Here is a 24,398-nt window from a genome sequence, read left to right on the forward strand (position 1 = left end):
ATTTCTACAGTTAATATTCTTCACTTAACACAATAACTTCCCCTTCAGCATTAAGCTCTGAGACAGAATCAGAATCTTCTGAGAAAATCACCTTTTGTTTTTTTACTGAAGACAATAAGCCATAAGTAAAATCTGTAGTTCTTTCATCAATGAAAACATCCATGTTATCATCAAAAGGCTCTAATGCCTTAATAAGCTCTTTTTTTGTCATTTCTTTTATTCTTTTGTTACTACTGTTTTTTACATTTACATCCGTCTAGCTTAACAGATTCTTTATCTGTATCTATGATTTCTGTCTTTCCTCCTTTGTGATGGATTTCTGCAATAATTGCTGTAAAATCTTCATCAATAGCATCTCCTCCATAAATTAAAGATGCTGCTACAACACCACCACATTTACAGGCTACTCTTACCGCCAAACTTGTTTTTATTAATTTCATGTTTTCTTCTGTTTGTTTATAAATTCTATTGCATCATCTAAACTTACTGCTTTTGAAACTCCTGTTTTCAAAACAGCAATAGTCTTATCAAAAGAGTTAACTCTTAGGTACACATTCTTAACTTGCAAGACACTATAAACAGAATATCTGCTTATCGTTTTAATTACGTCTTTCTCTAAATAGTCTAATTCTCTATTGTTCAAAATCTACTGTTTAATTGCTTCTATAGTTTCTTTTATCCTCATTTCTTCAGTTAGTGATTCCGCTTTGATACATATGTAACCACTTTCTTTTAACTCTTCTAAAAGTTCAGACTCATGAAAAGATGATATATCTTTTGTCTCTACATCATCTTCATCAACCATATTCAAATAACTTTCAGCATAATCTTCAATATCCCAATCACAGATATTTTGCAGAATAAAAGTGTTGAAACAACCTTCGTAATTTTCTCTTGTGTGAATTTTTCCGTTTAGTTTGATTTCGTTTATCATGTTTTCTACTGTATTAAAGATTTAGTCGATGGCATTTCAATGTAATGTGTTGGCGCACTATCATAGCGAGCAAACCAATCATCTTGATCGTTATTCCATCTCAGAGAACACCAACCTAAATCACCTACATCAGTTTGAAAACACAACCTTGTGCCGTTTGGATTAAAATCCTCACAAATCCAATTTTTGTTAAAACCGATCACTTCCTCGTGATGTTCTCCTAATTCTTCTATTTTTTTAAATTCCATAATTTCTACAGTATTAATAGTCTTGTATTACAAACATTTGAATTTCTTCCTCCGATTCATCTGCATGAATCCAAGTTAATTTTTGAGTGCCTGAGTTTTCAGCATGAACTACTTCATGATCCGTATCATCTTTAAATATTCCTACTTGCATATCATCAGGTAAGTTTTCAATCTTTTCTTTTAGGTCTTTAATTGTCATAATTCATTCTTTTTAAAGTTAGATAGGCGGGAAAGATTCGAACTTTCAGTCTGGACTTCCTTCTTAAGCTTCTAGGTCTCTCGTTGCGGGATTTAAGCATCAACCGACCAGAACCGCCCTATTTGTTTAATTACAGTATTTCGGTTTTAATAATTCTTCTCCAAGCAGCATTAGATTTTGTCTCTCTTAGTTGATTAATCAACTCATCATTAAGTAATTTATCTTCTAAATAATCTTTTGTATAAATCTCTTGGTCTTCTAATTCTTGTAAACTTTTTACACTCATAATTTCTACTGTTTTTTTAAATAGTCTCTAATAATCGCCCCAACGAAAAAGTATAGGGCGATTAATACTGGTATGCCAACCAATAATAAAATTGTTGCTTTCATTATTTTGATCTTGCTTCTAAAAGAGGTAAACCAGCTTCTGTAGGAACGTATATCTTGTCGCCCTGACTATTTCTGATAGCATCTATTTTCAAGTACTCTAAATATTCTTTATTTCCTTTCATTGATTCTCCAATTATTCTATTTGCTTCAGCTACACCTTTTGCTCTCTCAATCTCTGCCTGCGCTTCTGCTTTAGCTATTTTTACTTTAGCTTCTGCTTCTAATGTTGCGCTCTCATTTTTTGCTTTTGCTTCTTCAATCATTGCCTTTTTACTAGATTCAGCTTCTAATAAAATTGCTTTTCCGTTATTTTCAGAATCTAACAAATGTTGTTCTCTGCTAAATTCATAACAAGATGTAAATGTTAATGATAGTACGATTAGCGTTAAAATGTTAATTTTTTTCATTTTGATTGTTTTTAAATTTTTAGCGATTTCTTAATTAGTAGGTATCGCTATTTAACCTACTGTTTATTAATTTTAATTTTTCGTTGAGCATTTTTATTTCCTTTATTTTTATGCTCTGATTTCTTTACATTAATTCCCTCATGCTTCAAGCACTTATATACTGAACCTTGTGCAATACCAAAAGCATTTTGAATCATCCGAATACTTTTAGAGTCATCTAACCACATACTTGCAACAGCAGGAGCAATTTTCTTTAACCGCTCACTCAAGCCTTTTGGTCTACCTCCAACTTTTCCTCGTTTACGAGCAGATACTAAACCACTCATTACACGTTCACGATTAATCTCTCTATCCATTTGATTTAATGACGTGAACACATTAAATATAAATCTACCATGCGGTGACTTAGTATCTAAAAAAGGTTCTTGTAAGCTTTTAAATTCTATGTTACTACTCTCGAAAAACTCCATCATAGAAAGCATGTGCTTTACATTTCTTGCTAATCTGCAAGATTTCCAAACCACCACAGTATCACCTTCACGTAATTTCATTAACATTGTCTCTAAACCTTTTCTATCTTCTTTAGCTCCTGAAGCTACGTCTGAATGAATATTTCGTTCTTCTATTCCAAAAGCCTCTAAAGCATCTATTTGCATTTGCAAATTCTGCGCTGCTGTACTTATTCTTACGTATCCGAAAATCATAATTTGTTGTATTCTTTTTTTAGTACGTTTTTTTGAAATTTGTTTATCCAAAGGTGATTTCTTCTTCTGGATTATTGTATTTACTTTCGTCTACTTCTTCAACCGTCATAGTTCCTGCCATTGCCATTATAGAAGCTATTATACCATCTATTCGTTTGGTTGATTTTGATTTGTCTAATCTCACGTTTTCGTTCGTGTCTGATATTGGCACGCACCCACTTAGCATATATTTTAATATTGGGTTTTTACCAACGCGTAATTTTGCCGACATAATTAGTCGCTGAAATTCTTTTGTTGGACTTGTATAGTTCATCAATGTTTGTGAAAACGGAGATAACTCTACACTTTCTTCCATTAAATTTTGAACCAATACTCCCGAGAACTTACGGTCATACTCCACATGTTTTGTTTTATGCTTGAAAAATTGCTTTACTATCGTATTTTTTACCACGTTGTAATCCACCATATTTCCTTCTGTAGCTATTAAATATGTGTCGTTTTCGTCTTCTGCATTCTCTCTTTTCATTGATGCCCAGTAACGATATGGCACTCCATCTTCTTTACTGCGTTTATCTATAGTTTCTTTCGGACAAAAACACCAAACTTTTAAATCCCTTACTCCATTTTCGTCAGGTTCTGAAATCATTGCATAGGCTGTAATATCAGTGGTTGACGAAAGGTCTAACCCTCCACAGTTACCCAACAACGCAAAATTTTCTTCTTTAATTGGTTGCTGGCAAGCATCCCAGTACTCAGCATCTATCCAAACTTCTGGAGCATCAACCCACATGTTTAGGTGTTTGGTTTTGAAGTTGGGTATTTTACTTGGTTGGTTTTTCGCTTTGTTATACTCACCAATTAAGAAATCCATTGAAACGGTTACGCCTAAATTTGGATTTGCTTTTACCCAACAGCTCGGGTCCTCCCAATCATCGCCTTCATCTAAATCGTGAATCATTATGAAGAAGGTATCATCTTCATCTATTCCTTCTAGGATTCGTTCGCAACTTTCTTCAAATTTTTTACATACACCATGCACGTTAAATCCTGCGGTGGTAATAGTTTTGGTTAAAGGTTGTTTTCTTGCTGCTGAAGAACTTTCTAAGTTTTCTTTTACCGTATCATCACGATGTGCATGGTATTCGTCAATAATTGTTCGGTGGGAGTTAATACCGTCTTGTGTTTTAGAATCTCCACCCAACGGTTTCATAAACGAATTTGTTGGTAAAAACTTAATTTCTCTTTGAAGAACTCTAAACCCAAGCTTTTGTAATAAGCTTGATTTTTTTATAAACTCAGCCGCCTGATTAAAGCATAATTTTGCTTGTTCTTCTTTGGTTGCTCCGATATACACTTCGGCTCCTTGCTCAAAATCGAACGCCATACAATACAAACCATCGCCAGCTTCAACAGCGGTTTTACCGTTTTTCTTGGCTACTTTTTCGTAGGTGTTTTTTATTAATCGAACCGATTCGCCAAATTCGTTTTTGGTTTGCCAACCATACACGTTGTACAAAAAGAATTGTTGATGTGGCGATAACAAAAACGGTGCTCCTGCAGATTTACCTTTGGTATGCTTCAGGAAATTTTCAAAGAACTTTATAGCTGCAAATCCTTTTTTGTGATCTAACCAATACCCTTTTTCATCGACAGTATCTATCAGATTGTAAAATCGCTCTATTGCTAGTTTGATTTTACGACCTGTTACAATGTTTCCTGAGAGGACATCTGCTGCGTATTGAAACGGTATTGAGTTTTGTATTTCTTGTGGGATTTGCATTTTAATCAACCTACTATTTCTCCTGAATAAATATTTTTAACAAAAAGAACCGATGCGCAATCTTTATATATTTCTAACACTATAGCTTTTGAAGAAGAAGCTGACTCTCCACCTGGCTCAACTTGTTTAACTTCTCCTTCTAGGCTTAAATAAGTAACTTGATACATCGTTTATATTAAATTTATTTATATATTATTAGCGATTACTTCTTGTGTTGTTTCAATGACTTCATCTAACATTGTTAGGTTGTCGTCGGTCCAGAATTCACTTAGAAAATCATAACCAAACTTTTCTTCTAATTCTGTTTTTACTTGTTTTTTTAATTCTCTTGTTTTCATTTATCCGTGTAATTTTTTTAGTACTTCATCAAATAAATTTAATTGCCCACCTACAGTATCATCTACTTTTAATTTTTGGCGATCCTTAATACTTAACCCAAAATGCGCTGAGACTTCATCGAGGTGCTTGTCTGCTTTTTCTAAAATGGAAATATGTGCCGAAACGTTGTTAGCTCCTGAGAGGAATGTTTGCACCATTCCACCGTGGTACCCTTTTTTGTTTATTTCAGCAATTGCCAAACAACGAGCATCCATCCAAATTGCAGCTTTTTGTAAATGCGTTAAATCTAGTTTTGAAAATTGTTTTGTTTTTACAAATTCATAACCAAACCAGTACCACCATTTTTTTTGTTTTGCATTCAACTTCATAGAAGTTTCAGGCTTCGGAAGTTCTTCTAAAACTTCGTATAGTTTTTTTTCGGTTTCCGTTAACTCAGTTTTTTTATCAACTCCTGAATTACTATGAACCACTTTCATATTTTGTTCTTTCATAATCTTCTACTTTTTACCCCCCCCTATCTAAAAATATCAGTGAGTAAAATTCTCACTGGTAGGCGATGTACAGAGGATTTCTCCTTTAGAGATTTTACCCCATACCCCTATAAAATTTTATTTTTATGAGCATCACGCCCCGATTTTTTATCGTGGCATTTCTTATTCATCGATTGCAATTCTTTCCAATCGTACGGATCTAAATTATTATCTAACAAGTACTGCAAACCTTTCACATGATCTACAACCTGAGCAGGTAGCACTCGTTCTAATTCTTTACACTCTTTACACTCACACAAAGGATTCTCACTTCGGTAAGCTTTAGAAACTTTACGCCAAGGACGACCGTTATAAAACTTTGAGTTATCGTGCAATCTTCTACCGTGCGACACACGTTCTTCTTGCCACGGCTTACGTTTAGGTGTTGGTGCTTTAGGCATTAGTAAGACATTTCTTGTTCAACATAACCGTCTACATACTTTGTCTTATCTTCTACATATCTAAGCCCAACGTTACCTAAAGAACCGTTACGATTCTTTTCAACCATCAACACAGCATTCTCTTCACCCATCAGCCCTAACTCATCAAACAAATCAGGATTTGAACCTAAAGTATAACCATAGTAACCAGGTCGATACAACATACCAATTACATCTGCAGCTTCTTCTATTGCACTCGCTTCTTTTAGGTGATACTTCTTAGGTAAATGATACTTACTCTTACGAACCTCTCTACTAATTTGACTTAAACCAATCACAGGAATATTGAGCTCTTTTGCGATGTTCTTACACTCCCTTGCAGCCTCACCAACATTAATTCGTGTTTCTTTATCTCCTGAAAACATTTGAAGAAAATCTATTACCAACAACTTAATACCAAACTTTCTTTTTAAGGCACGAGCTTTACGTTTCATTTCTGGTACCGTAAGCGCAGGCTTATCGTCAATGTGAATTGGATAACCTTTCATCTCATCAACCACACTGTATAAAGTTTCGAAGTAACTTGTTTTCTCAAAACCTGTACGCATTAACTGATTCATATGAAAATTTGAATTAACCGCTGTTGCCCTAATAGCTAATTGCTTTACTGACATTTCCATACTAAACATACCTACAGGCTTACCAGCTTGTGCAGCCGCTAACATTGAACACATAACGAAAGCAGTTTTTCCCATCCCGCTATCTGCACCAATTACAATAAAATCTGTATTTTGCCACCCAGAAAAATGCTTATCTAAAGCCGATAACCCAGTTGGTAAACCTGTTACCGTTCCTTGGTTGTTCGTTAATCGCTCAACATGTTTCGGCAAACTTAGCATTGCTTCTTCCCAAGTCATTGAGTTTTGATTAGACGATAACACATCTTCAATCGAACTTAAATCTGCACCAACATTTTCTAACAAATCAAACGTACTAACATCTTCACGATACGCGTCTTTAAGCAGTTTACTTCCAATAGAAATTAACTGACGCTTTATAAATAATTCATGCAATATCCTACCATGGCGCTCAATGTGAGCAGAAGAAGCTACACACTGAGAAAGCTCAACTAAATACAAATCTCCACCAGCATTTTCAATAGCATTCATTTCTCTCAACTTATACGAAACTGTACGTAAATCGATAGGCTCGTTCTTACCAAACAAGGTTTTTATAGCTTTAAATATTAACTGGTGCTTTGGTAAGTAAAACATCTTTTCAGTTAAAAACCCTTCTACATCATCCATTGCTTTAACATCCACCAAAAAAGCTCCTAATACCGATTTTTCAATCTCAATATCTTGCGGTGGTAATTTTCCTTGTTGTAGTATGTTTTCATTCTTATCCAATTCTTTTACGTTTTATGCTTGGTTGATCGTCATTACTTCTAATCACTTTAAAATCTCCTTGCCAATTAAACTTTAATCTTTTTAATCTACCCAGTAATTTATTTACTGTAAATTCAATTTCTTCTTCTTGAACTTTAATTTCGAAGTACTCTAAAAACTTCTCATAATTGGAAATGTATTTTTTGTTTTGCATTTCCCAAACTTCTAGTTTTTGAGTAGCAGTTTTTTGAAGAAATTCATAAGCACTTTTGTCTATATATATTTGATTACTGGTATATTGATTATGATTCGTCGGGATTTTTCCCGACCCTTGACTAACACTCTCTTTAATATCAAGGCTTTCAGCGTTTTTTTGAGGTTCGGGATTTTTATCGAACCTTGTCGGGATTTTTCCCGACCCTTGAGAAGCTTCGGGATTTTTCCCGACCCTTAAAACCTGTTTTCCTTTGGCAGTTAATCGGATAAAATTTTTCTGATTTTTACCTAATTTTTTACTCTCAACATACCCCTTATCTTTTAACTCTTTAGTAAATCGATACGCTCTATCTGACGACTTAAAAACAATAGGTAATTCATCAGCAATTTTTCCAAAAGATATATTGTAAAACACGCCTTCCTCAAAATTTTCAGCTACCGCCCACGTACTTAGTTTAGAGAAAAATTCCATTAAAACACCGTGCTGATAACTTAGCTTATACTTTACACACATTTGCTGATTTACAACGATACTATACTCCATATTACACTACTTCATTTATCAGCTCAGATACATAAAACCTTTTCGTTAACTCAAACAATACAGAAGCAAAAGAGGTGTTTTTACTTAACTTTACCGCATATACAGTCACCACTTTTCTAACCTCTTTTTCAGAACGCCCAAAATAACAGCTCAAATCAGCAAAGCGAGCCTTTAGCAACACAACAGCTAAATACGCTACTACTTTACGGTGATTTTCAACAGGAACTAACCTACTATTTAACACCACCTGATCTAAAAGAGTTATCTTTTCCATTACTGAACTTTTTTACATTCTTTACACTCTTCTATTTTATCAAAAAAACCACGAGGTTTACACAATTTACCCTTAGCACACCTTGGCTTCGGATAGGTTCTTTTAACCTTATTGTTTTGCTCACTCATAATTTTGATTATTTAAACGATATACAAATACATACAATAAACAAACGATACTAGCGCTATCCAGTGAATTATACCTAGTACAATTATTACACTATCTTTTGTTTGAAATAAATAACATTCTTTCACGTATTCTTTCAACCCCTGCTTAAATTGGTTTAAATTCATAATTGTATAATTTTATATTACTTTTTATTTACTGGTTCAGAAATAGCTGCATCAACTTCAGATATTTTAAACATTAGTTTTCTACCCAATCTACGTTTAGGTATAATACCGTCATTTATGTAGTTTTCTACAGTTCTCGGACTCATACCCAAATACTCCGCTAAATTTTTAACACCTGATATATAAGTTTGATTCACCATACTTATTACTCTTGTTTTAAAACCTCCATAATCGACTCAATACGATCACATAAATTATTAGACACATTAACACCCTCCCAAAACAACAACACATCAAACCTATTAAGCGTTGGCTCTATAGTTATACATACATTGTAAAATGCAGTAAAACCTTTAAAACCAAGCCCCCCGAATTGTTTCAAAACAAGCCAACGCTTTAGATTTATATTATTACCCCTCATACCTTCTAACTTTTACAGTTTTCTTCGCCATTCGTTTACCATTACGAACTTTTCTTACATCATAATCTTCTACAGAAACTATCATAAACAATTGAAGCAATAAAAAGAACACACCTGGAATAAATGCCTTCGGATTTTCTAAACTCAATAAGTATTTTTGCACAACACCCGCTTTACTTTGAACTTTCAACTTACGCCTTATAGTACGTGTATGCGTGTGTACTGTTTGTGTAGAAATACAAAGCACATCTGCAATTTCTTTTTGACTTAAATCACTAGCTATTGCATGAGCAATTCTATTTTCCTGTTTCGTTAATTCTTGTATCATAGTCTCTTAAAATTTCTTCTTTCATATCTTCAAAACCACACTCATCATAAGCATTTGCTAAACGAGTAGCACACTCTAAAACAAGTTCATTTGCATTTTCTTTACCTGCAATTACTCTAGGTATCCAAGTACTCGATTTATAACCAAACACTTTTGTCATTTCTTGCATAACCCCATAAGGCAGGCTATCACGCAACTCTTCGCTTCCTTTTAATTGTTCTCCCATTTTTGTGGTATTTTTAAATACACTACATTGTTCAATAGATATATTTCCTTAGATTTGAACTAAACAACGTAGTACATTACAAATATATTAATATTTACTAGTATTATACTAGTATTATATGATATATTTTTCGTTTTATTATATACACCATTGATTAACAGATGATTAACAAGGAGAAAAAAATTAAATTAATTAAGGAATTAGCAGAAAAAGGAGGTATAACTCCCTATCAAATAGGCTTAGAAACATCAATTTCAATCAGTTCTGCTACAAAAATATTTAATGGAGAGCAACCAAATCCAAGAGATAAAACTTTAAATACCATACTAAATTATATTGAAAATAAGATAACAGGAAGTGTAACACAATATGGTTTATCTCCTGAAATTACAGCAAAACAAGAAGCTATCATTACTGAAGAAGGTTCTTTAGAATATCATAAAACACCAAAATTAGAGCAATTTAAGCAGCTACCAATAGATGAGAAATTAAACCTACTTTACGAGCTAGAAACTAAAAACAGCGAAAAACTAGATGTAATTTCAAGCGCACTCGGTAAAGCATTATTAGATATTGAAGAAGCTTTAGAGCCTACAAATGAGAAATTAAAAAAACCTTAACATAAGTTTGTTAAGGTTTAATCTTAAAACTCATCATCAAACAGCTTTTCAATAAAAGCCATTTCATCGTTTCGTTTTAGTAATTCAAGCTTATACTGTTCACGTATTTTTTTACGCTCTTTATAAGTATAATTTTTACTATGAGTTTGGTAATTAAGTATTTTAAGCAGTAGTTGATACCCCAATATACAACGTTTTAAGTTTAAGCAATCTTTTAAATTTAAAGGGAACAAAACTACTCTTGCTTAACAATTCTTTCAATTTCATCTAACACCTCTTCTTTTTCCTCATCTGAAGCACTATTAATTTTAAGCTTAGCCAAGGCTAAATTTTGATTTTTCAACTTGTTTCGCGTATGTTCATTAAACTTAGTAATATAATGAATAGCAATTACTATAAAAATAGAACAAACTATCGTCATAAAATAATAAGAAACATTACTTAAATCCTCAAAAGGATGAAATATCCATAGTAAATAAAACAACACACCCCCTAACACCAAACTATTCAACACTTTTACCCCTATATTTTTTTTATCAAAATAACAAGATCTAAACATCATATACAAAACATAAAGAAAAACACAAAACATAGGACCAAAAGAAGCCCAAAAAATCTTCTTTGTTTTAAACCCAAAAAAAACTTCTGCTTCTTTTACTTTATAAAAGACAGGTTTTGCTTTATTTTTATTTTCAACCGCTAATAAATAAGCGGAATATTCAGGGGTTCCTTTTGCTATATTTTTTACTCTAACCAAAGCAGCACTAACACTATCTATCGATAACTGATATTCTGATTTTGCTTTTATATATTCAGAACTATGATCATCTAAAAACTCAAACCCAAACATTAATACCACACACAAAACCCCTAAAACATAAGGTAGATACTTTTTAATCTTCAGTATCATCTGGATCCTCTTCACCTCCTCCTCCTGGATTAGTGACATCTCCTTTGTTAATTCCGAATAATTCTTGTTTTTCATTTTTTTGTTTTTCTATAATTTCATCTGCATTATCAGTACAAGAAATAAAACCAAAAACTGTAGCTACCATCGCTATAAAAAATACATTTTTCATAATTTAAAGATTTTAAAAAATTAATCTCTAAAAATACAAAATATAGCGAACTAACTTTTAATCATAGTTTTAAATCTTGTTTTTTAAATATAAATAAGATCGTTTTGCTAAACCCACATTTGTAGGCACCATAAATTTATTTCTTAACCGCTGCAAAAAAGTTCTAAGTGAACTTCCACTCATTTTTAACTCTTCTTCTATCTCACTACTTGAAAACTCTTTATGCAATAACTCTAGAACCTGAAGCTCTCTTGGGGTTACTTTTTCTTCAATAATCTTATCATAATCAACATCTAAGTTTTGTGATAAAATCAACTCTTGTACCTTTTTTGAATAAAAAACACCTCCAGCAAACACTTCTTTTAAAGCTTTTACTATTACATCACCAGCTTCTTCTTTTAAAACATAACCTTTTACACCCAATTCTATCGCTTTTGCAACAAACATTTCTTGCCCAAACGAAGAAACAATAATTACTTTTACTTTAATATGCTCTTGCTTAAACAACTTTAAAGCTTCAAAACCATCTATAGGTGACATTTCAATATCCAACAACAAGACATCACAAGCGTTATTTTTTAACCAATCAAGCAACTCAATACCATTATTAGAATAACCTGTTATATTAATATCTTCACCTTCAAAAACACTTTGATATCCTCTCAATAAAACCTCATGGTCGTCAGCTATATGAACATTCATTTCTTCAATTTAAAAAAATCCAACTTGCTCAAATGTAGTTTATATTTTTTTGTAACTTGTAGACAAAACCCTAAGCGTTAAAAATTAACACGTAAACTATGAAGAAAATTCTATTTGTTTTTTACACAATTTACAGCATTACTCTTTTCTCACAAGAAAAGACACTTGACTCTATATTAAACTTCAAACTAACCAAAAACGATATTATTTGGCAAAAAATTTATCCAGTAAACGACTCCTCTAAAATAGTCAACATTAAAAACCAAATACAATCTCAAGAATTCACACACAAACTAAAAATAGTTAATAATTCATATAACGGCAGATCAGAAAACTATGGAAAAAGATTAGTCAAAAATACACCATATTATGCTACATGGGGTTTTGATACTTTCTTAAAAATTGAATTCAAAAAAAACAAGTACAGAGTAACTGCTAGTGACTTTATTTTCAGAGGACCATTACTTAACATTTATGGGGCACAAAAAAAACAAGACTATCCTTTAAAATTAAATATAATTAGAAAAAATAAATTTAAGAATAATAGAAAATCTCTAAAAGTTTTAACAAAACTAGACTCAATTCTAAATAGTAAATTCATAATTAAAGAAACAAAAGAAAATAACTGGTAAAAAAACTATCCTCTTCTATAATAATTATCCCAATGTTTCTTCAATTTCAACGCATGCTCCTTCGGAGTAACTTTTATGTAATTTAAAAATGCCTTCTCAGTTTTATGGCCAGTAATTTGCATTATTGAATAACTAGGAAAATCACTTTTATACAAGTTCGTAGCAAAAGACCTTCTACATGTATGTGAACTTATTAAATCATGTTTTGGATACACACCAACTACTTTTCTTTTCTTTTTTTTACACAATAAAGAACCTTTAGTCAATGTATTTATACCAACCTTTTCACATACTTCTTTTATAACTCTATTATACTCTACATCTGATACAGGCTTAGGTATACCACGTTTTTCAATAATCTCAATCACCTGCCAATGCAATGGAATTACAACTTCAACACCTGTTGTAGATAATGTTTTTTTAGGTTTAATTATTATCATATCATCATCAATATTACCAATCCGCGACCAATCAGAAACTCGTAAACCAATCCAGCAACCAATTACACACCAATCTCTTACATTTGAATATCTTGGTTTTTTAGAAAAATCATACTCAAATAATTTTGTAATTTCATCTTCACTTAAATACACTGAAAGAGACTCTTCAGACGAAACATAAAACCCCCTACTTAATGTTTGTTTATTTATTTTAACACCAATAGTCTCAGCATGCTTTACAAAGGTCCTTATATTTTTAAAAAAAGCACCTACAGTATTTTTATTCTCAAGCTTATCAATCGTGTTCAAATGTTTTGTGAAATCGTAATGAAAATCTAAATCTAAATCAGAGAAAGTAAGCTTTACATTGTTTTTTTTCTCAAAATCAAGCAACGATTTATAAGTACGCTCATAGTCTTGTTTTGACCTTAAACCTACTGGCTTACCAGTTCTTGGGTTTTTTCTCTGATCGATAGTGTCTATATAATTCCTAACAAAAGGAAGAAAATAAGTATTTTTATTAACCTCTATTTTACTAGATCTAAATCCCAGGTAGATTTTTTCTAAATCGTTCTTTGTTACTTCAACAGAAGTAACCAACAACTCATTATATTTACTCAAAAAACACTGTTGAAGATCATTTAAAAATTGATTTTGTTTTTCCGCAGTTAGATAAGTTTCCTTATTAACTTTAATTCGTTGTTTTTTATGGTACCAGTTTTTTTCTGAAACTTTTATCCCTAAAGATTTTCTGTATTCTTTATATTTGGAAGACCAACTAAAAGAGAAATTAACAGTATATATATTTTGCCTTGTAGTTTCTCTTAAAAAATAACTAAACGTTGCCATTTTATGCGGGAATATTTGTGGGAATAAATATATAAAAAGAAAGTAAAAGAGGGTTGTATTAAGTTGTAAAAATTACTTTAAACTTAATCAAAAATCCCAAAACAAGCCACAACCCCCTATAAACAACAGTATTTTTAATTAACGCACCCGACTCCTGTTACGTGCACAATAAAAAAAGCACTATACATTTTGTATAGTGCTTTTTTTATTTTTTCTGTAGAATTTAAAACATCATAAAAACCGAATACAAATTAAAACAAGGAGACTAATCAGCCTCCTTGCACTTAAATCATAGATAAATTATTTAATTTAATATATATGTGTTATAGTCTAAATAACAAGTATCATCTTGAACTATGGTTCTTACACCGTTCCATGTTTGATTATGAAAACCATCTCCTACTGTATAATTATCTACATACGGATTGTGTCTTGTATAATCCTCCCATTTCTTTGAACTAAGATTATATTCATACTCATTATAAGCCTTTACTCCATCTCTATAAACATAACATCCAGAGTCACATTCACCTACTACAGAAACTATTCTAAAGCGCTCACCTGCTTTAGCTTTTACCATAAAGTCAATTACTTTTCCATCGGCTACACTTCTTTTTTGTCCAAATTTATAATAGTCTAAACCTACATGTTCTTCAATTCCGTATCCCCAGTAAATTTTCTTTCCTGCTAAATACCAAGATCCTAATTCTTGATCATATTTTTCTACATAAAACCTACCAAAAAGCTCAGCTCCACTAGTTCCATGATCACTTCCATATAATGCTACATTAGTTGGATCTACTCTTATTTTATCATAATACACTAAATCACATTCTTTGATAGTATACTCTAAATTTGAACTTACTTTGAAAGGTCTATTATCATATGTATAATTCACTTTATATGAGATAGGATATCCTGGATTATCAACTGACACCTCTGCTCCTTCTTTTAAAAAATCAACAACTCTATCTAAATTATTAGCCATAGCAGCTAAAGATGATGCTATTCCTGAAGTTGCATTTCCTCCTAACTGCTTTACTTTAACAGTCGATTCACTGAAAATAGATTTATATCTTGCTTCTATTTCTGCATTCACTTTTGTTCCTACTGCTTTATATGCAAAGTTCAATGCTGCTTCTACTTCCTTAGCACTACTACTAGATTCATAAATTAACGTATATAGTTTACCATAAGTTACTGACTCTATATACGAAGACGGATTTTGTTGATCTTCACTTACCTCTAAATAATCAGTAACATAAGGTTTTAACCTATCTGGAGAAACATTACTGTTAAACCAACCATTCTTTCCAATAATTCCTTCTTTAGGAGACACTGAAGCCGTGAAAAAACGTTGCTTTAAAGTAACTGCATATCTTGTTTTTTGGCTAGAAAAGTCAAGCCCAAAACTACCAGATACTTTTACGCTTGGTCCAGAGTACCCTGCATTTAAAGAAAGTTGAAATTGTTTTTCATCATGAATTCTTTGAATACTAATATCAAAGCTAGCAGGAAAATTAGCTTCACTTTTATAGTATGCATTTAAAATAGAATTCAAATTGTCTTGTACTTTTCCTGGTGTTGGCGCTTCAATTACTCTTGAAGTAGAAGCAGATGTTCCCGATAACACGTTAACTCTTACCTCTACTGGATTCCTGTCTTCTCCTGAAATAGGTATAGATACTGGAGCTCCTTCTTGTATAGATCTTGCTGCTACTAAATTACCTGGCCATAATAAAGAACTATTAGCATCTAAAATAAAGAAGTCTGAATCTGTTTGAGTAAACGATATTTCTTTATCAACACAGTTTTCTTCCATAGCCACTCTTTCGGCTTTGGATGACTTATTATCATGTAGTTCTTTAATATTTAAATTATGAATACCATCAGGAATATCTGACGTTATAAATTGAGCTATTTGCTCTGTGCTAGAGTTTATTTCTGAGTTATGTAATAAATCTTCTTTTTGACATGAAATAATTGAAAAAAGGGTTAATCCAAGTATTTTTAGATTTTTCATTTATTTATTTTTTAAATTTAACATTGTACTAATTAAGACCTCGAGGAGTTATTAAACATCTTTAAATATGTTTTCCCTACTTTTTTATCTATTTTTTTTAGTTTTAACTACCAAACAACATCATATACTTATATATTTAACAAACAAACCCCCTGTATTTAAGTAATAATTAATTTCACATATTATTAACGAGTGTAAAGCCTATTATTCTTATTTTCGCCTTATGCAAAAACAATTATTCTTCCTAATAGCAATAGTATTTAGTATATCATCTATTCAGGCACAAGACAAATTAAAAGGGCAAATAATAGATTCAGAATCTAAAAAACCTTTAAGTGCAGCTCATATTTTAAACCTTAATAGCGTAGTAGGTACCATTACTAATGAAAATGGACTCTTTGATCTTGTTGCTCAAGCAAATGATACTGTGTTGGTTTCTTATTTAGGCTATGCTTCTATTAAGCTAAAAGTTACTAATGATCTTTTAAAAGGAAATGAAGTTGTTATATCTTTAGAGGAAAAGCCTGAAGAGGTAAAAGAAGTTGTAATTAAGTCAACTGAACTAATTGGTGTTTTAGAGGTAGATATAAAACAAGTTCCAAAAGATCGTTTTACTAGAATACATATCAATGGATTGCCACAAACGTATGAAGTTGGAAGGCCTCAAAAAATTTCCTCTCCTATTGCTAAACTCTTGAATCCGGTTGATTTGGTATATAACCTATTCGGAAGCAAACCTAAACAGCTTAAAAAATTAAAGAAGCTTAAAAAAGAAGACGATTTGCGTAAAATGTTAGCTGGTAAATTTGATCGTGAAGTTATGATGGAATATCTTGAAATGGATAGGGCTGAGTTAAATAAGCTATTATCTGACTGTAACTATTCTGAATACTTTATAAAAAAAGCCAGTGACCTACAATTAATTGAAGCTGTTTTAAATTGTTACGAAAACTATAAAACAGTAAAAAAAGGTAAAATAGAAAGAAACAGAATACCTGATAAAAATTAATTTTTTTGTAAAAAAAATAGGGTAAGTGATATTTTATATGTTATATTGTTTATAAATTAATATATAATTACTTTGAATAATGAAAAAAATCATATTACTATCCTTTATGTTTACAATTCTTTTAAGTTGTAGTAAAGATGATAAACTAGCTGAACCAGTAGATGAAGTTAAACTAAACAATAAAGTAAATAATTTTGTATGGAAAGCCATGAACTCGTGGTACAATTGGCAAGAAGATGTTCCTAATTTAGCAGATAGTAAAGATGATAATATAAATGATTACTATACCTTTCTAAACTCATATAATACACCTAATTCATTATTTGAAAGCCTTAAACATGCTGACGATGACTTTTCTTGGTTCATAGAAGATTATGTCGCTCAGCAACAACAATTTCAAGGAACTTCAAAAACTTTTGGTTTTAGACCTAGTCTCGTTAGAGTTGGTACTACTGACTATGTTGTAATATTTGTTCAACATGTTTCAAAAGGTTCTCCTGCAGATTTAGCAGGATTTAAAAGAGGAGACATAATTAATGCTATAAATGGAACTGTAATGACCGTAAGTAATTATGAAACTGTACTTGATGGATATTACCAAGAGACCTCTGAATTTTCTTTTACTGAAAAAGACGGTAAAACCCTTAAAGAGAAGAAAACTATAACACAGGCTGTAGTGTCTGATAACCCCGTCCATCTAACTAAGATTTTTGATAATATAAATGGTAAAAAAGTCGGCTACTTACTATACAATGGGTTTAGATCGTCTTATAATGATGAATTAAACGCAGCTTTTGGTGAGTTAAAATCTGCTGGAATTCAAGAATTAGTATTAGATTTAAGAATTAATGGTGGTGGTTCTGTACAAACATCTGCATATTTAGCAAGTATGATACATGCTGAAGCCGGTACTGATAAGTTTGCCGAGTTAAAATTTAACGACAAACATCCTCAACAAGATTCACCTTATTATTTTGGCAATACGTTAAATGTTTATGGAACAGATGGAAAAAAGACTAGTGAAGAAACAATCAATAGATTATCAGGTATTAATAAATTATATGTTTTAGCATCTGGTAGTACTGCATCTGCTAGTGAAATGATTATAAATGGACTGCGTCCCTTTATTGATGTTAAAATAATAGGAACTAAAACAGTTGGTAAAAATGAGGGGTCTATCACCTTATACGACTCTCCTACTACTGATTATACTTTTCATGATGGTAAAGGAGTCAATACTTCACATAAAATGGCTATGCAGCCAATTGTTTTTCAAATCTACAATAAGCTTGGTCAAAATGATTATGGTGATGGATTTGAGCCTAATATCTTAATCGAAGAATGGAAACATTGGGATAACATCTTACCTTTTGGTGATGAAAATGAAATTGTGCTTAAAACAGCACTAGATGATATAAGAGGGGTATCTTCAAAATCTACATACGAAGTAAAAAGTTTTGAACATATTGACATAAGTGTGTCAACAAACAAGTTTGAACAAGAAATGTATATTGATAGTCATTACTTTAACAAGTAAAATAACCTTATAAGAAGCAGCAAAATTTTGCTGCTTTTTTTATGCTTTTATTTCATCCAAAAGAATTAAATTTACGCCTTTCAAAAACACACACAAACACAACTAACAATGATTCATTTCTTTGGAAACGTAAACAGCAAGGTTTTTGCTGTTCAAACAACAGAAGAATTAACATCTGAAACAATTTCGAAGTTAACTTGGTTATTTGGCAACCAACCGAAAATAAACGCGGCGTCTCTCGACGCCTTTTTTGTTGGCCCTAGAGCAGCTATGATTACTCCTTGGAGTACCAACGCTGTTGAAATTACTCAAAATATGGGAATTTCTGGAATTATCAGAATTGAAGAATTTGATGCAGTAGCTAATGATTTTTCTGACTTCGACCCAATGATTTCTCAAAAGTTTAACAGCTTAAACCAAGAAACTTTTACCATCAATATTCAACCTGAACCAATTTTAGAAATTGATGATATTGCTACTTATAACGAGCAAGAAGGATTGGCGTTAAGCGATGAAGAAATTGGGTATTTAGAAGAAGTAGCAACTAAAATTGGAAGAAAGTTAACAGATTCTGAAGTATTTGGATTCTCTCAAGTAAACTCAGAGCACTGTCGCCATAAAATTTTCAACGGTACTTTTGTTATTGATGGTGAAGAAATGCCTACTTCCTTATTCAAGTTAATTAAAGAAACGTCTAAACAAAATCCTAACGATATTGTATCTGCTTATAAAGACAATGTTGCTTTTGTTAAAGGTCCAAAAGTAGAGCAATTTGCTCCTAAAAGCGCAGATAAACCAGATTTTTACGAAACAAAAGAATTTGAGTCTGTTATTTCACTAAAAGCTGAAACACACAACTTCCCTACTACTGTTGAGCCTTTCAACGGAGCTGCAACGGGTTCAGGAGGTGAAATTCGTGATAGATTAGCTGGAGGAAAAGGATCGTTGCCATTAGCAGGAACAGCTGTTTATATGACTTCTTACTCTCGTTTAGAAGAAAATCGTCCTTGGGAAAAAGGAATGGACGAACGTAAGTGGTTATACCAAACTCCTATGGATATTTTAATCAAAGCTTCTAACGGAGCTTCTGATTTCGGTAATAAATTTGGTCAGCCATTAATCTGTGGTTCTGTTCTTACTTTTGAACATGAAGAAGATGCTCGCAAACTTGGTTTCGATAAAGTAATTATGCAAGCAGGTGGTATCGGATATGGTAAAAAAGAACAAGCATTAAAAGATACTCCACAAGAAGGAGATAAAATAGTAATTCTAGGAGGTGAAAACTACCGTATTGGTATGGGAGGAGCTGCGGTTTCTTCTGCTGATACCGGAGAATTTTCAACAGGAATTGAATTAAATGCAGTGCAACGTTCAAATCCTGAAATGCAAAAACGTGCTGCCAACGCGGTTCGTGGTATGGTAGAGAGTGATGAGAATTTTATCATTTCTATTCATGATCACGGAGCTGGTGGACACTTAAACTGTTTATCTGAATTAGTAGAAGATACGGGTGGAAAGATCGATTTAGATAAATTACCTGTTGGAGACCCTACGCTGTCTGATAAAGAGATTATTGGAAACGAATCTCAGGAACGTATGGGGTTAGTTATTGCTGAAAAACATATAAACACCCTTAATAAGATTGCTGAACGTGAACGTTCACCTATGTACACAGTAGGTGACGTTACTGGGGATCACCGCTTTACTTTTGAATCTAAAACTAACGGAAACAAACCAATGGATTTAGCTTTAGAAGACATGTTTGGTAGTTCTCCTAAAACAGTTATGACTGATCATACAGTTAATCGTAAGTATGCTGATGTGGAGTATTCTAAAGAAAACTTTACTCACTATTTAGAGCAAGTTTTACAATTAGAAGCTGTTGCCTGTAAGGATTGGTTGACTAATAAAGTTGACCGTTGTGTTGGAGGAAAAGTAGCGAAGCAACAATGTGTTGGTTCATTACAAATTCCACTGAACAATGTTGGGGTAATGGCATTAGATTATAAAGGTAAAGAAGGTATTGCTACTACGATTGGGCACTCTCCTATTTCTGGATTGATTGACCCGGAAGCTGGAAGTAAAAACTCAATCGCTGAAGCTTTAACTAATATTGTATGGGCTCCTTTAAAAGATGGTTTACAATCGGTTTCATTATCGGCAAACTGGATGTGGCCTTGTAAAAATGAAGGTGAAGATGCTCGCTTATATAAAGCAGTAAAAGCGGTTTCTGATTTTTCTATCGATTTAGGAATCAACGTTCCAACAGGAAAAGATTCTTTATCAATGAAACAGAAATATCCGAATGAAGAAGTAATTTCTCCGGGTACTGTAGTTATTTCTGCTGCTGCAAACTGTAACGATATTACAAAAGTAGTAGAGCCTGTTTTACAACCAAATAAAGGAAACATCTATTACATCAACTTATCGCAAGATGATTTTAAATTAGGAGGAAGTTCGTTTGCACAAATCCTAAATAAATTAGGAAACTCAGCTCCTACTATTAAAAATAATGAATTCTTTAAATCTACTTTTAATGCTTTACAGAATTTAATAAAAGAAGGAAAAATCGTTGCAGGTCACGATGTGGCATCTGGAGGATTAATTACTACTTTATTAGAATTGTGTTTTGCAGATGTAAACATAGGTGCAAACTTAGATTTATCTGCTTTAAACGAAGCTGATAGCATCAAGTTGTTATTTGCCGAAAACTCAGGAATTGTTTTCCAAGCAACAGATGCTTCTGTTGAACAAACTTTAGCAGATAATAATATTGAATTCTTTAAAATAGGTTCAGTAACTGAATCTGATCGATTAAATATTAAAAACGGGGCTGATGTTTTTGCTTTATCGATTGCTGAATTAAGAGATACTTGGTATAAGACTTCGTATTTATTAGATCAAAAGCAAACAGCAAATGGTTTAGCTAAAGATCGTTTTGACAACTATAAAAACCAACCTTTACAATATACATTTCCAACTCATTTTACAGGAAAGCTTATTGATACTGTGGGTACTGTAACTAACAGACCTAAAGCTGCTATTATTCGTGAAAAAGGTTCTAACTCTGAACGTGAAATGGCAAACGCTATGTATTTGGCTGGTTTTGATGTGAAGGATGTTCACATGACAGATTTAATTTCTGGTCGTGAAACGTTGGAAGATATTCAATTTATTGGAGCCGTTGGAGGTTTTTCTAATTCAGATGTTTTAGGTTCTGCTAAAGGATGGGCCGGAGCATTTTTATATAATGAAAAAGCGAATACTGCTTTGAAAAATTTCTTTAACAGAGAAGATACACTTTCTGTAGGTATTTGTAACGGATGTCAGTTGTTTATGGAATTAGAATTAATTAATCCAGAACATAGTGAACATGGTAAGATGTTACACAATGAATCTGAAAAGCACGAAAGTTCGTTTACGTCTGTAAAAGTTCAAGAAAATAATTCAGTAATGTTATCTAGTTTAGCAGGAACTGAATTAGGAGTTTGGATTTCTCACGGAGAAGGAAAATTCAATTTACCTGAAACTGAAGATAATTATAACATTGTTGCTAGGTATGGATATGAAGGATATCCTAACAATCCAAACGGTTCAGATTATAACACGGCAATGCTATGTGATAAGACTGGTCGTCATTTAGTAACTATGCCACATATTGAACGTTCTACTTTCCAATGGAACTGGGCTAACTATCCACAAGACAGACAAGATGAAGTTTCTCCTTGGTTAGAAGCTTTTGTTAATGCAAGAAAATGGATAGAGAATAAAAAATAAGTAGAATACTACATTCTCAACTACAAAAAGCACTCTGTAAACAGGGTGCTTTCTTTTTTTACAAAAGTAAACAACAAAACATGTAGTTTACACTTGTTAACTATCTAGTTATGGTAACATTTGTAATATTCTTCTTATTTAACTTCTATTCTACATATATAATATATTTATATAAATACTTTGAAAGGATATGATTAATCCCATAAGTAATTTAAAGTAGTTATAGAAGTATTATAAAGTTTACAGCCTGATTCATATTTATTTAGACTAAACTACCGCAGAATCTTTATTATTTGCCTTAAAGTTGCTTATTTGATGTTTAAGTCAGTTAAATAAGGATAAATGGTTATTTAAACACATTATATTTATTAAAAAAAAGAGATTTTTACATTTATAAACTTAACAAAACAAATAATCAGTTTAATTACAAATGTAAATAAAGATATTTAACAAAAGAATAAATTTTCTCTATACGTAATACTTAAAATGTTGTTTTACAGCAATTTAAACGTTGTTTGTTAAAGTGCTTAATCGCCTTGTTTTGAATTATTTTGAAGAAATATTAAATTTTTCTTGTCTACATTTATAAAACAATATATATTTACAATCGTAAACAGTTCCTAATGTTTTACATAAGTAAACAAATGATTGAAAGATTAAAACAGATATTAGACTATTACAATTTATCAGCGTCAAGCTTTGCTGATAAAATTGATGTTCCAAGATCTAGCATTTCTCACCTATTATCAGGAAGAAATAAACCGAGCTTAGATTTTATTATAAAAGTTGAAACGGCTTTTGATGAAGTTGATCTAAATTGGTTAGTGTATGGTAAAGGCAGTTTTCCTCCAAATGTAAAAAATCAAGAGAAAGAGATAAATATAGAGAAAAATGAAGCTCCTTCTCTGTTTACTGAAAATGTAGTATTTGACCAAGAACCCGAAAAAAAATCAAATACGCAATTCTCAGAGAGTACTATGAAACCAAAAGAGTCAGCCGCTTTTAGAGAAATTAAAAATATTTTAGTTCTATACGATGATGGAACCTTTGAAGATTACAAAAAAAAATAGTATGAATGATTCCCTAACAATCCCCTAAGAATTTAATGAATTGTAAAATTCAAATAACCCCTCAGTATTTGTATCCCCCAACAAATCGTTTGAATTTTATGAGTCATTAAAAAATAAACTCCCCCTAAAACTTATATCCCCTTTAAGTTGAGTTTATAGAAATTGTCCCCCAAGGCAAATCCCTCGTGCTTGCCCGCTTACAAGCAAATCAACCCATTAAAATAGAAAAAGCCTGTATTATAAAAATAATACAGGCTTTTTACTTTTTATATTTAAGTCAAATCTTATGTTAACATTCCTCCGTCAACTGATAATGTTTGACCAGTAATATATGAGCTCATATCTGATGCTAAAAACACACAGGCATTTGCAATATCTTCTGGAGTTCCTCCTCTTTTTAAAGGAATTTCGTTTCTCCAACCTTCAACTACTTTTTCATCTAATTTTGCAGTCATTTCAGTTTCAATAAAACCGGGAGCTACAACGTTACTACGAATATTACGAGAACCTAACTCTAAAGCTACTGATTTTGAAAATCCTAAAATTCCTGCTTTTGAAGCTGCATAATTTGCTTGACCTGCATTTCCTTTTAATCCAACTACAGAACTCATATTAATAATTGATCCTGCACGTTGCTTCATCATCGGACGAATCACTGCTTTGGTTAAATTGAAAACTGATTTTAAATTTACTTCGATTACTTTATCAAAATCCTCTTCAGAAATACGCATTAATAAATTATCTTTTGTAATACCTGCGTTGTTTACTAATATATCAATAGTTCCGAATTCTGCTAAAACATTTTTTGTCAACTCTTGAGCTGCATCAAACTCTGCCGCATTAGATTGATATCCTTTAGCGTTTACCCCTAATTCTTTCAATTCATTTTCTAAAGCAGTTGCTGCCTCAACAGAAGAGTTATAAGTAAATGCAACATTACACCCTTGGTTTGCAAACTCTAATGCAATTCCTCTACCAATTCCTCTAGTAGCTCCTGTAATAATTGCTGTTTTATTTTCTAAAAGTTTCATTTATTAGTTGTTTTAATAGGGTCAAATA

General features: G+C 32.0%; 33 protein-coding genes. 6 read left to right on the forward strand and 27 right to left on the reverse strand.

Translation table 11 applies throughout. The annotated features are described in order from the left end of the window. Positions 1-10 precede the first annotated feature (10 nt). The 20 genes from MHM83_RS10995 to MHM83_RS11090 all read right to left on the reverse strand — a co-directional run bounded on the left by MHM83_RS10995 (position 11) and on the right by MHM83_RS11090 (position 9,601). The gene (locus MHM83_RS10995) at positions 11-211 is read right to left on the reverse strand and encodes a hypothetical protein (RefSeq protein ID WP_239179757.1); all 201 of its coding nucleotides are present in this window, start codon (positions 209-211) and stop codon (positions 11-13) included. 19 nt (positions 212-230) lie between these two features. Beyond that, positions 231-440: a hypothetical protein gene (locus MHM83_RS11000; protein WP_239179759.1), complete on the reverse strand. Its 210-nt coding sequence runs from the start codon at positions 438-440 to the stop codon at positions 231-233. Continuing rightward, positions 437-643 carry a hypothetical protein gene (locus tag MHM83_RS11005; protein WP_239179761.1) on the reverse strand — a complete coding sequence of 69 codons (207 nt, stop codon included), beginning with the start codon at positions 641-643 and terminating at the stop codon, positions 437-439. The genes MHM83_RS11000 and MHM83_RS11005 overlap by 4 nt, the downstream gene beginning before the upstream one ends. A gap of 3 nt (positions 644-646) precedes the next feature. Next, complete coding sequence (locus tag MHM83_RS11010; protein ID WP_239179763.1) at positions 647-934, reverse strand: hypothetical protein; 288 nt, start codon at positions 932-934, stop codon at positions 647-649. Positions 935-939: 5 nt separating this feature from the next. Next, the gene (locus MHM83_RS11015; protein ID WP_239179765.1) at positions 940-1,182 is read right to left on the reverse strand and encodes a hypothetical protein; all 243 of its coding nucleotides are present in this window, start codon (positions 1,180-1,182) and stop codon (positions 940-942) included. Between the two features lie 13 nt (positions 1,183-1,195). After that, positions 1,196-1,381 (reverse strand): hypothetical protein, encoded by a 186-nt coding sequence (locus tag MHM83_RS11020; RefSeq protein ID WP_239179767.1) that lies wholly within the window; start codon positions 1,379-1,381, stop codon positions 1,196-1,198. A gap of 130 nt (positions 1,382-1,511) precedes the next feature. Further along, a complete protein-coding gene (locus MHM83_RS11025; protein ID WP_239179769.1) occupies positions 1,512-1,667 on the reverse strand; it encodes a hypothetical protein in 156 nt (51 codons plus the stop codon). A 103-nt stretch (positions 1,668-1,770) separates the two neighbouring features. Next, a complete protein-coding gene (locus MHM83_RS11030; protein ID WP_133535638.1) occupies positions 1,771-2,178 on the reverse strand; it encodes a hypothetical protein in 408 nt (135 codons plus the stop codon). A gap of 56 nt (positions 2,179-2,234) precedes the next feature. Next, complete coding sequence (locus MHM83_RS11035; protein WP_239179771.1) at positions 2,235-2,933, reverse strand: recombinase family protein; 699 nt, start codon at positions 2,931-2,933, stop codon at positions 2,235-2,237. Next, positions 2,926-4,662 carry a terminase large subunit gene (locus tag MHM83_RS11040; RefSeq protein WP_239179773.1) on the reverse strand — a complete coding sequence of 579 codons (1,737 nt, stop codon included), beginning with the start codon at positions 4,660-4,662 and terminating at the stop codon, positions 2,926-2,928. The genes MHM83_RS11035 and MHM83_RS11040 overlap by 8 nt, the downstream gene beginning before the upstream one ends. A 5-nt stretch (positions 4,663-4,667) precedes the next feature. Further along, positions 4,668-4,829, reverse strand: a complete 162-nt coding sequence (locus MHM83_RS11045) for a hypothetical protein (protein WP_239179775.1) — start codon at positions 4,827-4,829, stop codon at positions 4,668-4,670. Between the two features lie 18 nt (positions 4,830-4,847). Beyond that, positions 4,848-5,000, reverse strand: a complete 153-nt coding sequence (locus MHM83_RS11050; protein ID WP_239179777.1) for a hypothetical protein — start codon at positions 4,998-5,000, stop codon at positions 4,848-4,850. Next, on the reverse strand, positions 5,001-5,492 hold the full coding sequence (locus tag MHM83_RS11055; protein ID WP_239179779.1) for a P27 family phage terminase small subunit: 492 nt from the start codon (positions 5,490-5,492) through the stop codon (positions 5,001-5,003). A gap of 107 nt (positions 5,493-5,599) precedes the next feature. Continuing rightward, positions 5,600-5,932, reverse strand: coding sequence for a hypothetical protein (locus MHM83_RS11060; RefSeq protein ID WP_239179781.1), 333 nt, complete (start codon positions 5,930-5,932; stop codon positions 5,600-5,602). Continuing rightward, on the reverse strand, positions 5,932-7,320 hold the full coding sequence (locus MHM83_RS11065) for a replicative DNA helicase (RefSeq protein ID WP_239179783.1): 1,389 nt from the start codon (positions 7,318-7,320) through the stop codon (positions 5,932-5,934). The genes MHM83_RS11060 and MHM83_RS11065 overlap by 1 nt, the downstream gene beginning before the upstream one ends. Further along, positions 7,313-8,059: a hypothetical protein gene (locus MHM83_RS11070; protein WP_239179785.1), complete on the reverse strand. Its 747-nt coding sequence runs from the start codon at positions 8,057-8,059 to the stop codon at positions 7,313-7,315. The genes MHM83_RS11065 and MHM83_RS11070 overlap by 8 nt, the downstream gene beginning before the upstream one ends. A 1-nt stretch (position 8,060) precedes the next feature. After that, a complete protein-coding gene (locus tag MHM83_RS11075; RefSeq protein WP_239179787.1) occupies positions 8,061-8,333 on the reverse strand; it encodes a hypothetical protein in 273 nt (90 codons plus the stop codon). A gap of 310 nt (positions 8,334-8,643) precedes the next feature. Further along, a complete protein-coding gene (locus MHM83_RS11080) occupies positions 8,644-8,826 on the reverse strand; it encodes a helix-turn-helix domain-containing protein (RefSeq protein ID WP_239179789.1) in 183 nt (60 codons plus the stop codon). Positions 8,827-9,036: 210 nt separating this feature from the next. Then, positions 9,037-9,375, reverse strand: a complete 339-nt coding sequence (locus MHM83_RS11085) for a response regulator transcription factor (protein ID WP_239179791.1) — start codon at positions 9,373-9,375, stop codon at positions 9,037-9,039. Beyond that, entirely contained in the window at positions 9,344-9,601 is a 258-nt protein-coding gene (locus MHM83_RS11090) for a hypothetical protein (protein WP_239179793.1), read from the reverse strand. Before MHM83_RS11090 ends, MHM83_RS11085 begins: the two co-directional genes overlap by 32 nt. Before the next feature lie 161 nt (positions 9,602-9,762). Here MHM83_RS11090 and MHM83_RS11095 point away from each other — a divergent pair, with 161 nt between their 5' ends. Continuing rightward, on the forward strand, positions 9,763-10,221 hold the full coding sequence (locus tag MHM83_RS11095) for a hypothetical protein (RefSeq protein WP_239179795.1): 459 nt from the start codon (positions 9,763-9,765) through the stop codon (positions 10,219-10,221). 23 nt (positions 10,222-10,244) lie between these two features. Here MHM83_RS11095 and MHM83_RS11100 read toward each other — a convergent pair whose 3' ends face one another. From MHM83_RS11100 to MHM83_RS11115, 4 genes are all read right to left on the reverse strand, one after another. Beyond that, entirely contained in the window at positions 10,245-10,406 is a 162-nt protein-coding gene (locus MHM83_RS11100; RefSeq protein WP_239179797.1) for a hypothetical protein, read from the reverse strand. A 50-nt stretch (positions 10,407-10,456) separates the two neighbouring features. Further along, entirely contained in the window at positions 10,457-11,131 is a 675-nt protein-coding gene (locus MHM83_RS11105) for a hypothetical protein (RefSeq protein ID WP_239179799.1), read from the reverse strand. Further along, the gene (locus tag MHM83_RS11110; protein WP_239179802.1) at positions 11,115-11,300 is read right to left on the reverse strand and encodes a hypothetical protein; all 186 of its coding nucleotides are present in this window, start codon (positions 11,298-11,300) and stop codon (positions 11,115-11,117) included. Before MHM83_RS11110 ends, MHM83_RS11105 begins: the two co-directional genes overlap by 17 nt. A 69-nt stretch (positions 11,301-11,369) precedes the next feature. Further along, positions 11,370-12,002: a response regulator gene (locus MHM83_RS11115; RefSeq protein ID WP_239179804.1), complete on the reverse strand. Its 633-nt coding sequence runs from the start codon at positions 12,000-12,002 to the stop codon at positions 11,370-11,372. A gap of 98 nt (positions 12,003-12,100) precedes the next feature. On the opposite strand from MHM83_RS11115, the gene MHM83_RS11120 reads away from it, so the two are divergent. Further along, positions 12,101-12,634, forward strand: a complete 534-nt coding sequence (locus tag MHM83_RS11120; protein WP_239179805.1) for a hypothetical protein — start codon at positions 12,101-12,103, stop codon at positions 12,632-12,634. A gap of 5 nt (positions 12,635-12,639) precedes the next feature. Here the strand turns inward: MHM83_RS11120 and MHM83_RS11125 are convergent, their stop codons facing one another. Together MHM83_RS11125 and MHM83_RS11130 are read right to left on the reverse strand one after the other, a co-directional pair. Beyond that, positions 12,640-13,923 carry a site-specific integrase gene (locus tag MHM83_RS11125; RefSeq protein ID WP_239179807.1) on the reverse strand — a complete coding sequence of 428 codons (1,284 nt, stop codon included), beginning with the start codon at positions 13,921-13,923 and terminating at the stop codon, positions 12,640-12,642. A gap of 304 nt (positions 13,924-14,227) precedes the next feature. Beyond that, entirely contained in the window at positions 14,228-15,946 is a 1,719-nt protein-coding gene (locus tag MHM83_RS11130) for a thiol-activated cytolysin family protein (RefSeq protein WP_239179809.1), read from the reverse strand. Between the two features lie 223 nt (positions 15,947-16,169). On the opposite strand from MHM83_RS11130, the gene MHM83_RS11135 reads away from it, so the two are divergent. From MHM83_RS11135 to MHM83_RS11150, 4 genes are all read left to right on the forward strand, one after another. Further along, positions 16,170-16,955 carry a carboxypeptidase-like regulatory domain-containing protein gene (locus tag MHM83_RS11135; protein WP_159614974.1) on the forward strand — a complete coding sequence of 262 codons (786 nt, stop codon included), beginning with the start codon at positions 16,170-16,172 and terminating at the stop codon, positions 16,953-16,955. 79 nt (positions 16,956-17,034) lie between these two features. After that, positions 17,035-18,492: a S41 family peptidase gene (locus tag MHM83_RS11140; RefSeq protein ID WP_239179811.1), complete on the forward strand. Its 1,458-nt coding sequence runs from the start codon at positions 17,035-17,037 to the stop codon at positions 18,490-18,492. 108 nt (positions 18,493-18,600) lie between these two features. Next, positions 18,601-22,269 carry a phosphoribosylformylglycinamidine synthase gene (gene purL / locus MHM83_RS11145; RefSeq protein WP_239179813.1) on the forward strand — a complete coding sequence of 1,223 codons (3,669 nt, stop codon included), beginning with the start codon at positions 18,601-18,603 and terminating at the stop codon, positions 22,267-22,269. Between the two features lie 623 nt (positions 22,270-22,892). After that, complete coding sequence (locus MHM83_RS11150) at positions 22,893-23,339, forward strand: helix-turn-helix domain-containing protein (protein WP_239179815.1); 447 nt, start codon at positions 22,893-22,895, stop codon at positions 23,337-23,339. 284 nt (positions 23,340-23,623) lie between these two features. On the opposite strand, the gene fabG is transcribed toward MHM83_RS11150, so the two are convergent. After that, positions 23,624-24,370 (reverse strand): 3-oxoacyl-[acyl-carrier-protein] reductase, encoded by a 747-nt coding sequence (fabG, locus tag MHM83_RS11155; RefSeq protein WP_159614978.1) that lies wholly within the window; start codon positions 24,368-24,370, stop codon positions 23,624-23,626. Between the last annotated feature and the right edge of the window lie 28 nt (positions 24,371-24,398).

Source organism: Tenacibaculum sp. Mcav3-52 (genome assembly GCF_022347665.1).
Lineage (GTDB): Bacteria > Bacteroidota > Bacteroidia > Flavobacteriales > Flavobacteriaceae > Polaribacter > Polaribacter mesophilus.